This window comes from Shewanella sp. BJSY2023SW005, from assembly GCF_047314585.1.
Taxonomy (GTDB): Bacteria; Pseudomonadota; Gammaproteobacteria; order Enterobacterales; family Shewanellaceae; genus Shewanella; species Shewanella algae.
The window spans coordinates 164,061-175,031 of the sequence record NZ_JBKORJ010000037.1 but is presented as its reverse complement, the minus strand read 5'-3'; the positions used below and the strand labels follow the sequence as shown (position 1 = coordinate 175,031).

Below are 10,971 nucleotides of genomic sequence, written 5' to 3'. Positions count from 1 at the left end.
AAGGGGATGAAGTGGTTGATGCCATGCTTCCAGGAAAATCTTCTAAGCTTCAGGTTAGCAGGAATCGTACCCCAAACCGACACAGGTGGTCGGGTAGAGAATACCAAGGCGCTTGAGAGAACTCGGCTGAAGGAACTAGGCAAAATGGTACCGTAACTTCGGGAGAAGGTACGCTCCTGTTGGTGACGAGACTTGCTCTCAGAGCTGACGGGAGTCGCAGATACCAGGTGGCTGCAACTGTTTATCAAAAACACAGCACTGTGCAAAATCGCAAGATGACGTATACGGTGTGACGCCTGCCCGGTGCCGGAAGGTTAATTGATTGGGTTATCTTCGGAGAAGCTCATGATCGAAGCCCCGGTAAACGGCGGCCGTAACTATAACGGTCCTAAGGTAGCGAAATTCCTTGTCGGGTAAGTTCCGACCTGCACGAATGGCGTAATGATGGCCACGCTGTCTCCAGCCGAGACTCAGTGAAGTTGAAATTGCGGTGAAGATGCCGTATACCCGCGGCTAGACGGAAAGACCCCGTGAACCTTTACTATAGCTTGGCACTGAACATTGACCCTACATGTGTAGGATAGGTGGGAGACTATGAAGATGAGACGCCAGTCTTGTTGGAGTCAACCTTGAAATACCACCCTTGTAGTGTTGATGTTCTAACCTGGGCCCCTAATCGGGGTTAGGGACAGTGCCTGGTGGGTAGTTTGACTGGGGCGGTCTCCTCCCAAAGAGTAACGGAGGAGCACGAAGGTTGGCTAAGTACGGTCGGACATCGTACGGTTAGTGTAATGGCATAAGCCAGCTTAACTGCGAGACAGACACGTCGAGCAGGTGCGAAAGCAGGTCATAGTGATCCGGTGGTTCTGAATGGAAGGGCCATCGCTCAACGGATAAAAGGTACTCCGGGGATAACAGGCTGATACCGCCCAAGAGTTCATATCGACGGCGGTGTTTGGCACCTCGATGTCGGCTCATCACATCCTGGGGCTGAAGTCGGTCCCAAGGGTATGGCTGTTCGCCATTTAAAGTGGTACGCGAGCTGGGTTCAGAACGTCGTGAGACAGTTCGGTCCCTATCTGCCGTGGGCGTTGGATGATTGAGGGGAGCTGCTCCTAGTACGAGAGGACCGGAGTGGACGAACCGCTGGTGTTCGGGTTGTCATGCCAATGGCATTGCCCGGTAGCTACGTTCGGAATCGATAACCGCTGAAAGCATCTAAGCGGGAAGCGAGCCCCAAGATGAGTCATCCCTAGGGCCTAGAGCCCTCTGAAGAGCCGTTCGAGACCAGGACGTTGATAGGCAGGGTGTGTAAGCGTTGCGAGGCGTTGAGCTAACCTGTACTAATGACTCGAGAGGCTTAACCATACAACCCAGATGGGTTTTACGGACTTGAAGAAGTCGGATACTTGATTGAAGTTTGAACTCAGGCTCTGAAAAGAGCACAGCCAAGAATACCGGTCGCTTAGCTCAGCCGGGAGAGCACCTCCCTTACAAGGAGGGGGTCACTGGTTCGATCCCAGTAGCGACCACCATATTTCAAAGCAACAGCTTTCTGAATTTAGGAATGAATTTATCAAATACATCCTTGTATTTGACCCTAGCGGGCCGCGCTAAAGCGCGTTTAAAATTTGTTCCATACAATTTTATGTCTGGTGACAATAGCATTGTGGTCCCACCTGATCCCATCCCGAACTCAGAAGTGAAACGCAATCGCGCCGATGGTAGTGTGGGGTCTCCCCATGTGAGAGTAGGTCATCGCCAGACGCCCAATTTTAGTAGTGCGCCAAGGCGTGATACTAAAGGAGCGGTAGTTCAGTTGGTTAGAATACCGGCCTGTCACGCCGGGGGTCGCGGGTTCGAGTCCCGTCCGCTCCGCCAACTTAAAGAGAAAGCCTCATCGAAAGATGAGGCTTTTTTCGTTTTTATCCACAGACTTTTTTATCCAGAACTGCGTTGAACTTTACCCCGCGACAAATCGACTTCTGCCCCTGCAAACTAACGTGCGTACAACTCTCTAAACTGCGTGTCATGCTGGTTTTCCACTCTCCCTGTTTCTCCCTTTCTTGTGTCTTCCAAGCCGTGCTTGCTATTCATCCAGCTGTTACTTAACGTATATGCAGTTTTTGCCAAAGGGATCTTTGAATGAAGTTAGAGATGATTTGTACCGGAGAGGAAGTGTTGTCCGGTCAGATAGTAGATACCAATGCCGCCTGGTTTGCCAATGTGATGATGGAGCATGGGATTGAGGTGCAGCGCAGGGTCACAGTGGGGGATAGACTCGAAGATCTGATAGCCGTATTTCAGGAGCGTAGTCTCCATGCCGATATCATTCTGGTTAATGGTGGTTTGGGGCCAACCAGCGACGATCTCTCGGCCGAAGCTATGGCCAAGGCTAAGGGTGAGCCTCTGGTTGAGAACGCCGAATGGCGTGCCAAGATGGAGGCCTGGTTCAGCCGTAACAACAGAGAGATGCCGGCCAGTAATCTGAAACAGGCTTTACTGCCTGAGTCTGCCGTCATGGTCGATAATCCGGTTGGCACGGCCTGTGGCTTTAGAGTCAAACTCAATCGTGCCTGGCTCTATTTCACTCCAGGGGTGCCATTTGAGCTGAAACATATGGTTCAGGAGCAGTTTCTGCCCTTTATCAAACAGGAGTTCGGCCTGGATGCAAAAGTCGCATTGAATAAGCTGTTGACCCTGGGCCATGGCGAATCGACGCTGGCCGATAAGCTGGAAGCATTGGAGTTGCCAGCAGGGATCACCGTAGGTTATCGCTCCTCTATGCCACATATAGAGATCAAGTTGTTTGCCCGCGGTGATAAGGCCATTGCACTGTTGCCCCGAGTAACCAATCATGTGCGACAGGTTTTGGGCACTGCGGTTGTTGCCGAAAATCGCGCGACACTGGCGGAAGAGATCCATCATAGGTTGTTGAATTCCGGCCTTAGTCTTAGCCTGGCCGAGTCCTGTACCGGAGGTATGTTGACCAGCCAATTGGTGGCTTTCCCTGGCAGTTCTTCCTATTTACATCAGGGGTTGGTGACCTACAGCAATGAGAGTAAGGTGCGTATTCTTGGGGTACAACCTTCAACACTGGATGACCATGGCGCTGTGTCGATTGCCACCGTTGAGGAGATGGCGATGGGGGCCAGGGAGATACTGGATAGTGACTATGCTCTGGCCACCAGTGGTATTGCCGGTCCTGATGGTGGCACAGAGGAGAAGCCTGTCGGTACTGTCGCCATAGCCTTGGCAACCAAAGGAGGTTGTTACAGCCAGATGATTCAGCTGCCAAGACGTTCTCGAGAGCTGGTTCGCAGCCTCAGCAGCGCAGTAGCCTATGACATGCTGCGTCGCGAGTTGCTGGGCGAGGCGGTTATTGTTGACTACTCCTCTATTGGTCGATTTGCCAAATAGTCAAAGGCAGCAATAGGTTAAACCAGTAATAGGTTAAATAAAAAGACGCAGCCAAGGCTGCGTCTTTTTTGTGCTCTGAATATCGATTATTTAAACTCCAGCACCAGCTTGCCTGGTTTAACCTGAAGGCTCTTGGTCATATCGGCCAGTCTCGCTTGGTTGCTGTCCTGGGGGTCCAGAACATAAACCGGCTGACTTTCGAGGAAGTTGCGGATAAAGCCCATCAACTGTGGGGCAATACCTTGCAAAGCCCGCTGAATATCCTTGGGATTGGACTCGACAGAGGTCAACTCCAAACCACGGAGATAGACGCCATGGGTTTGGTTGTCATACCAAGGCTTGGCCTCAAACTCTGTTGTCAGGCTGGCACGCAGGGGAAACAGCGGCGTTCTGAGTATCAGTTCCGAGGTGGCTTTCACCGCCATGGTATCCGGCTTGTGCCCCAATTTGACTGTTACCCGATTCAACTGGATCTCTGTTGCCAGTGGCCCCTGGGTGTCTTGCATATCCAGTTGCAGCTCTTTATTCAGATAGGATTCCAGCTGTCCTTCGCTGATGCTGTATTGGCTGACACAGCCGCCCAACATCAGCATCAACCACAGAGACAGCAGTAGGGGCAGCCTCATCCTGTATTCCTCATGCCCGCCGCGACACCGGCTATGGTCAGCATCAGCGCCAGTTGCAATTGTTCCGAAGTTTCCTGTTCCTTGCGACTTCGGGCCAACAGCTCGGCCTGCAGGAAGTTGAGCGGGTCGATATAGGGGTTGCGAAGCCGCACCGATTCCCTGTTCCAAGGAGTATGCGACATCAGGCTGTCAGAGCGGGTCAGTTCGAGTACCGCCTGGATCCCCTGTTGCAGCCTCTCCCTGAGGGCCTCCCCCAAATGACGCAGATCTTCAGGCACCAGGCAGGTGTCGTAATAGCGGGCGAGGTTGGGTTCTGCCTTGGCATACACCATTTCCAGCATGGAGATACGGGTGTTGAAGAAGGGCCACTGGCGTTCCATTTCCTGTAGCAGAGAAAGCTCTCCTCGCTTGGTCGCGGCTTCAAGAGCCTCACCGGCACCGAGCCAGGCCGGCAGCATCAAACGGTTCTGTGACCAGGCGAATATCCAGGGAATGGCGCGCAGGCTTTCGATACCGCCATCCACCCGGCGTTTGGCCGGTCGGCTGCCGAGTGGCAGTTTACCCAGCTCTACTTCAGGCGTTGCTGCTCTGAAATAGGCAACAAAGTCAGCTTCTTCCCTGACTATGCTGCGGTAGGCCAGTACAGACTCATCGGCCAGTCGCTGCATGCATTGCCGCCACTCCTGTTTGGGCTCAGGAGGTGGAAGTAAAGTGGCTTCCATCACCGCCGATGTGTAAAGCGCCAGTGACTGCACCGCCAACTTGGGGAGACCGAACTTGAAGCGGATCATCTCTCCCTGCTCTGTCACCCGGATCCGTCCGTCAACTGAGCCCGGAGGCTGTGACAGAATCGCCTGGTGAGCCGGGCCGCCGCCACGGCCGATAGTACCGCCACGGCCGTGGAATAGGGTCAGTTTGACGCCGGCCTTCTTACATACCGCAACCAGTTGCTCCTGAGCCCGGTATTGTGCCCAGGCTGCGGCCATGACTCCGGCATCCTTGGCCGAATCCGAATAGCCAATCATCACTTCCTGCATGCCTTTGGTGTAACCCAGATACCAATCGATATCGAGCAGGGCAGAGATACAATCGGCGGCATTGTTGAGGTCATCCAGGGTCTCAAACAGCGGCACTACCCGCATGGGATAGTGACAGCCGGTTTCCTTGAGCAGCAAGAGTACCGCCAGCACGTCGGATGGTTGGCTGGCCATGGATATCACATAGGAGCCCAGCGCTTGTTGAGGCTGAGTGGCTATCAAGCGGCAGGTTGCCAGTACCTCGGCCACCTCGTCTGATGGCTGCCAGTTTACCGGGATCAATGGTCTGCGATTAGCCAGTTCCCTGAGCAGGAATGCCTGCTTTTCTGTCTCATCCCAATGGTTGAAGTCACCCATTCCTAGGTAGCGGGTAAGCTCGGCAATGGCATTGGCATGGCGCTCTGCATCCTGGCGGATATCCAACCTCAGCATATGAATGCCGAAGCAAGCCAAGCGACGCAACATATCCAGCAGCAAGCCATTGGCTATCAGGCTCATGCCGCAATCGCACAGGCTTTGATACAGCATCAGCAGCGGCTTTTTCAGGTCGTCCTGGTGCCAGATGATGCTATGGCTATCGATTTCGGGCTGATGACCTTCGAGGCGGGCATTGAGATAGTCTATGGTGTTGCGCAGCTTTTGGCGCAGATCTCTGAGCACGTCACGATAAGGTTCACAGCTGCCGTTGGTATACTGGCTCAACTCCTCGTTGGCTTCTTCCATGGACAATTCGCCAACCAGAGAGACGATATCTTTGAGATAGAGTCTGGCGGCGGCATGGCGGTTACGATCCAATACTTCCTGAGTGACCTTGGCGGTAACAAAGGGGTTGCCGTCACGGTCGCCACCCATCCAGCTGGAGAATCGCACCGGAGCGATATCAATCGGTAGCTGGCTGCCGGTGCGCTCTTCTACCTGGTCGTTGAGCTGGCGTAAAAAGTCGGGAATCGCCTGCCACAGTGAGGTTTCGATAGTCGCCAAACCCCAGCGGGCTTCATCTACCGGCGTCGGGCGTTCGCGGCGGATCTCATTGGTATGCCAAATCTGGGCGATCAGCTGCCGCAGTCGCAAATTGATCTGCTTAAACTCGCGCTCGCTGAGCTGATCGTTTTCCAGAGCCGTCAGACAATCGACCACAGATGAGTACTTCTGGATCAGGGTGCGGCGGGATATCTCGGTCGGGTGTGCCGTCAGTACCAGATCTATGTTCATCTCCCTCAGACAGGACAGCATCTGCTTCTGATCTATCGGGCCGTTCAGCATACGTCCGAGCAGTTGCTCCACGGGATCCGGTACACACACCAGTTCATCACAGTTGCGGCTGATGGTATGAAACTGCTCGGCGATATTCGCCAGGTTGAGAAATTGGTTAAAGGCTTTGGTGACCGGCACCAGTTCGTCATCGGGCAAGGCCGTCAGCAGTTCCAACATCTGCTGACGGGCGCTTTCATCACCCTGACGGGAACTCTTGGCCAGTTGACGGATCTGCTCCACCTTATCGAGAAATGGCTCCCCCAGATCGGATCGCATGGTGTCGCCGAGGATCTGCCCAAGCATACTGACGTTGGATCTTAAGGATGCATACATATCTGCCATCGTGTTGATTGCTCCAAAGAATAGTGAGAAAGAGTCGTCGTTTCGGGCGGACTTGAGTAGAGCACAATAACCAGCACTGTGCCCTGTGGTCAATACGCTGAGGTATTTGCCTCACGTTGTTTCCAGTGGCTGTGGGCTGGATCATTATTTTATACAGGCATGATAAATAAGCTGTTTCAGCAAGTTTATCGTAGGTTTGATCTGCGCCGTATCCAAATATTCATCCGGTTGATGAGCCTGCTCTATGCTGCCGGGTCCCAATACCAGAGTGTGGCACCCCAGTTGCCGAATATAAGGCGCCTCGGTGGCATAGTTCACCACTTGAGGTGCCTGTCCCGCCAGGCTGGCGACCAGTTGGCTCCAGGGAGAGTCTCTATCATCGGCAAACGGCTCCGAGCCGGGATAGAGTTCGCTGATGGAAACTGACCCTGGGAATTGTTCGCAGACCGGCTGTAAATACTGCTGCAGCATGAGTTGCAGATCGGTCAAAGCCAAACCGGGAAGCGGGCGAATATCCAGATGCAGATCACAGCAACCACAGATACGGTTGGCTGCATCGCCGCCGTGGACATGGCCAAAGTTCATGGTTGGGTAAGGCACACTGAAGGCATCTTCGCGATAGTGTTCGCTCAAATGCTGCTTGAGTTTAAGTAGTCGGCCTATGATCAGATGCATCACTTCTATGGCATTGAGTCCCTTGGCCGGATCTGACGAGTGGCCGCTGCGGCCCGTTACCCGAATGCCTTGAGCCATGTGCCCTTTATGCATATAAACCGGCCGTAGGCTGGTGGGTTCGCCTATGATGGCAAATTCAGGCTTGATTGCAGCGTTGGCGGCAAAGGCCTTGGCCCCATTCATTGTGGTTTCTTCATCGGCACTGGCGAGAATATAGAGAGGTCGCTTCATTTGTGTCAGCGGCAGTTGTTTCAAGGCCTCCAATATCAAGGCAAAGAAACCCTTCATGTCACAAGTTCCCAAGCCATACCAAAGGTTATCTTTTTCGGTTAGCCGAAAGGGATCATGCTGCCAACGGCCTTCATCGAACGGTACTGTGTCTGTGTGCCCGGCCAGCAGTAGGCCACCTTGGCCAGTGCCCAGGTTGGCCAGCAGGTTATGTTTGTTGCGACTGCCGGACACCGGCTGGCGGCGGCACTCCAACCCCAAATCGGCAAACCAGTTGGCCAGCAAGTCGATAACGGCAGCATTGGATTGATCTTGCTCGGGCTCCAAGGCACTGATGGAGGGCGAGGCGATAAGCGCACTGAAGCTTTCTGTGAGTTCCGGCAGTTTTTTCATGACTATTCCGCAAAACATTAAAAATAACTATTCATATATATTGCATAAATAAATTGCTGTGTTAGTCTAGCAAACAGCTAAAGCCAGTGTCATCTTTCATGGTGACTAAATCCAGTGAGACTAAGTATGTTGAGTTCGACCTTGAGCTTGATTCAGACCAAAAACTGCAATAACTCCCTGCGACGATAAACTTGTCATTAGGCGCTGAGCCACGGGCTTTCGTTGTGCCCTTCCTTTTTTGATTAGCTTGAAGAATTAGAAACCATGAAAAATATCGCCATCATAGGGGCCAGTGGATATACAGGTGCCCAGTTAACCGCCCTGATCCAAACTGAGCCAGAGTTAAGCATTCAAGGGTTGTATGTCTCTGAAAATAGTCTGGATAAGGGCAAAAGCCTGGCCGAGCTTTATCCTGTATATCAACATATCTCTGCAGTGTTGCAGCCGTTAACGCCAGAGGCCAAACAGCAGATAGTGGCACAGGCCGACGCCGTGGCGCTGGCGACCGAACATTCGGTAAGCCTGGAATTGGCAGCTTGGTTTTATGCCCAGGGGCTGGCGGTATTTGATTTGAGCGGTGCTTATCGTTTCAGCGATGCTGCAAACTACCCCAAGTGGTATGGCTTTGAGCATGACCAAGCCGAAGTATTGGCACAGGCGGTTTATGGCCTGGCCGAGTGGAATGCTGAGGCCATTGCCAACAGCAAGATGATTGCGGTTCCCGGTTGTTATCCCACGGCATCTCTGTTGGCGCTTAAGCCGCTCAAGTCACTGATGACAGATGCCTTCCCCGTTATTAATGCCGTTAGCGGTGTGACCGGAGCCGGGCGCAAGGCGCAGCTGCACACCAGTTTCTGTGAAGTGAGTTTAACGCCCTACGGTGTGCTTGGTCACAGGCATCAGCCCGAAATCGCCAGCCAACTGGGGCAGGAAGTGATTTTTACTCCGCACCTTGGCAACTTCAAACGCGGCATTCTCGCCACCATTACGCTGCAGCTCAAGCCGGGTACCAGGACTGAGGACGTTGCCGAGGCTTACAGCATCTACCATGGCTCGAGCATTGTCAGCGTAAAACAGAACCAATTTCCCAAGGTGGATGACGTGGTACACACAGGCAATTGTCATCTGGGGTGGAAGTTTGATGAACAGAACCATTATCTGGTGGTGGCCAGTGCCATAGACAACCTGATGAAGGGCGCTGCCAGTCAGGCGCTGCAATGCATAAAGATTCACTTTAAATACTAATGATTCCCGGAACGGTTAGAGAGAGTTGTCACTATGAGCACGAAAGACAAGGTGTTGGTTCTGAAAGTTGGCGGCGCACTGATGCAGTGTGAGATGGGAATGGCCAGGCTGATGGATACGGCGGCGAAAATGCTGGCCCAGGGACAGAAGGTGGTTCTGGTTCATGGTGGCGGTTATCTGGTGGATGAACAGCTCAAGGCCAATGGCATGGATACGGTGAAGCTCGATGGCTTGCGGGTCACCCCGCCGGAGCAGATGCCGATCATCGCCGGCGCCCTGGCCGGTATGTCCAACAAGATACTGCAGGCGGCGGCCATCAAGGCTGGTGTCGCCAGCGTTGGCATGAGTCTGGCGGATGCCAACTTGGTCGATGCGGTAATTAAAGATGAACGTTTGGGGCTGGTGGGTGAAGTTTCCCCCAAAGACGGCAGCTATATCAATTTCGTCCTGTCTCAGGGTTGGATGCCCATTGTCAGCTCCATTGCAGTATCCAGCGAAGGGCAACTGCTTAACGTCAATGCCGATCAGGCTGCCACAGTGCTGGCCAAGCTGGTGCAGGGCAAGCTGGTGCTGCTCTCCGATGTTTCCGGAGTATTGGACGGTAAGGGGCAGTTGATCGCCAGTCTTAATCGTAGCGAAATCGACGACCTGGTGAAATTGGGCGTGATAGAGAAAGGTATGAAAGTCAAAGTAGAGGCGGCGTTGGAAGTCGCAGAACTCATGGGGCAGCCGGTACAGGTTGCTTCCTGGAGAGATGCGGCGCAACTGGCTGCATTGGCTCAGGGCGAAGCCGTGGGTACGCAAATAAAACCATAGGAGAAGGCAGTATGAAGCACCTGTTGACCATTAAAGAACTCACCCAATCCCAGTTGCTGGCGTTGTTGGACTTGGCCAAGAAGATCAAGGCCAATCCGGCAGACTACCGACACGCGCTTGCGGGCAAGAGCGTAGTGATGCTGTTTGAAAAACCTTCCCTGCGTACCAGGGTCAGTTTCGATATCGGTATCCATAAGCTGGGTGGTCACTGTCTTTATTTGGATCAACAAAATGGTGCTTTGGGCAAGCGCGAATCTGTTGCCGATTTCGCCGGTAACCTTTCCTGCTGGGCCGACGCCATAGTGGCACGGACTTTCAGCCACAAGACCATAGAAGGCCTGGCCGAGTTCGGCACTGTACCTGTGATCAATGCGCTGTCGGACTTGTACCACCCTTGTCAGGCCCTGGCGGATTTTCTGACCCTGTCAGAGCAGCTCGGTGACTTGAGCAAGGTGAAATTGGCCTATGTGGGTGATGGCAACAACGTGACCCATTCATTGATGATAGGCGCTGCTATTCTGGGTGCCAGCATGACGGTTATCTGCCCCGAAGGGCATTTCCCCGATGGTCTGATTGTCAATGAAGTACAGCAACTGGCGGCAGAGAATGGAGGCAGCCTGGTATTGACTTCGGACATCGCCGCCCTGGAAGGTCAGGATGCCGTCTACACTGATACTTGGATTTCCATGGGCGATCAAACAGAACTTTCTGATATTGAAACAAAATTTAATCCTTATCAGATCAATCAGCCGCTGATGGATCAGCATAAGGTGAAGTATTTTATGCATTGTTTACCCGCTCACAGAGGGGTAGAAGTGACAGATGAGGTGATGGATGGCAAAGGTTCTCTGATCCTGCAACAGGCAGAAAACCGCATGCACGCGCAGAATGCCGTTCTGGTAACACTTTTGAGCTGATGGCCAAGGGCCAGTTGA

Annotated in this window: 7 protein-coding genes, 2 tRNA genes and 2 rRNA genes; 8 read left to right on the top strand and 3 right to left on the bottom strand. The window is 53.2% G+C overall.

Features of this window, described 5'->3' with window-relative positions; all coding sequences use genetic code 11:
* From ACMHXI_RS11965 to ACMHXI_RS11945, 5 genes are all read left to right on the top strand, one after another.
* A 23S ribosomal RNA gene (locus ACMHXI_RS11965) occupies positions 1-1,368 on the top strand; the annotation flags it as partial.
* Positions 1,369-1,459: 91 nt separating this feature from the next.
* Positions 1,460-1,535 (top strand) — tRNA-Val (locus ACMHXI_RS11960).
* A 116-nt stretch (positions 1,536-1,651) separates the two neighbouring features.
* Positions 1,652-1,767: ribosomal RNA gene (gene rrf / locus ACMHXI_RS11955) — 5S ribosomal RNA — on the top strand.
* A gap of 37 nt (positions 1,768-1,804) precedes the next feature.
* A tRNA-Asp gene (locus ACMHXI_RS11950) sits at positions 1,805-1,881 on the top strand.
* 264 nt (positions 1,882-2,145) lie between these two features.
* Positions 2,146-3,420: a CinA family nicotinamide mononucleotide deamidase-related protein gene (locus ACMHXI_RS11945; RefSeq protein ID WP_044733472.1), complete on the top strand. Its 1,275-nt coding sequence runs from the start codon at positions 2,146-2,148 to the stop codon at positions 3,418-3,420.
* 86 nt (positions 3,421-3,506) lie between these two features.
* Here the strand turns inward: ACMHXI_RS11945 and ACMHXI_RS11940 are convergent, their stop codons facing one another.
* The 3 genes from ACMHXI_RS11940 to argE form a co-directional block, all read right to left on the bottom strand.
* Positions 3,507-4,046, bottom strand: a complete 540-nt coding sequence (locus ACMHXI_RS11940) for a DUF1439 domain-containing protein (protein ID WP_025011585.1) — start codon at positions 4,044-4,046, stop codon at positions 3,507-3,509.
* Positions 4,043-6,679 carry a phosphoenolpyruvate carboxylase gene (gene ppc / locus ACMHXI_RS11935; RefSeq protein ID WP_413735030.1) on the bottom strand — a complete coding sequence of 879 codons (2,637 nt, stop codon included), beginning with the start codon at positions 6,677-6,679 and terminating at the stop codon, positions 4,043-4,045. The genes ACMHXI_RS11940 and ppc overlap by 4 nt, the downstream gene beginning before the upstream one ends.
* Before the next feature lie 144 nt (positions 6,680-6,823).
* Positions 6,824-7,975 (bottom strand): acetylornithine deacetylase, encoded by a 1,152-nt coding sequence (gene argE / locus ACMHXI_RS11930; RefSeq protein ID WP_101058334.1) that lies wholly within the window; start codon positions 7,973-7,975, stop codon positions 6,824-6,826.
* Positions 7,976-8,239: 264 nt separating this feature from the next.
* On the opposite strand from argE, the gene argC reads away from it, so the two are divergent.
* From argC to ACMHXI_RS11915, 3 genes are read left to right on the top strand one after another with little or no spacing between them, the layout of a single operon-like run.
* The gene (gene argC / locus ACMHXI_RS11925) at positions 8,240-9,220 is read left to right on the top strand and encodes an N-acetyl-gamma-glutamyl-phosphate reductase (RefSeq protein ID WP_144191256.1); all 981 of its coding nucleotides are present in this window, start codon (positions 8,240-8,242) and stop codon (positions 9,218-9,220) included.
* Positions 9,221-9,253: 33 nt separating this feature from the next.
* On the top strand, positions 9,254-10,036 hold the full coding sequence (gene argB / locus ACMHXI_RS11920) for an acetylglutamate kinase (protein ID WP_025011587.1): 783 nt from the start codon (positions 9,254-9,256) through the stop codon (positions 10,034-10,036).
* Between the two features lie 11 nt (positions 10,037-10,047).
* A complete protein-coding gene (locus tag ACMHXI_RS11915) occupies positions 10,048-10,953 on the top strand; it encodes an ornithine carbamoyltransferase (RefSeq protein ID WP_413735027.1) in 906 nt (301 codons plus the stop codon).
* Positions 10,954-10,971 lie beyond the last annotated feature (18 nt).

What these genes read in the sequence shown, in the direction of transcription:
- ACMHXI_RS11945 (WP_044733472.1), top strand. Translation starts at nt 2,146, where the DNA reads ATGAAGTTAGAGATGATTTGTACCGGAGAGGAAGTGTTGTCCGGTCAG.
- ACMHXI_RS11940 (WP_025011585.1), bottom strand. Translation starts at nt 4,046, where the DNA reads ATGAGGCTGCCCCTACTGCTGTCTCTGTGGTTGATGCTGATGTTGGGC.
- ppc (WP_413735030.1), bottom strand. Translation starts at nt 6,679, where the DNA reads ATGGCAGATATGTATGCATCCTTAAGATCCAACGTCAGTATGCTTGGG.
- argE (WP_101058334.1), bottom strand. Translation starts at nt 7,975, where the DNA reads ATGAAAAAACTGCCGGAACTCACAGAAAGCTTCAGTGCGCTTATCGCC.
- argC (WP_144191256.1), top strand. Translation starts at nt 8,240, where the DNA reads ATGAAAAATATCGCCATCATAGGGGCCAGTGGATATACAGGTGCCCAG.
- argB (WP_025011587.1), top strand. Translation starts at nt 9,254, where the DNA reads ATGAGCACGAAAGACAAGGTGTTGGTTCTGAAAGTTGGCGGCGCACTG.
- ACMHXI_RS11915 (WP_413735027.1), top strand. Translation starts at nt 10,048, where the DNA reads ATGAAGCACCTGTTGACCATTAAAGAACTCACCCAATCCCAGTTGCTG.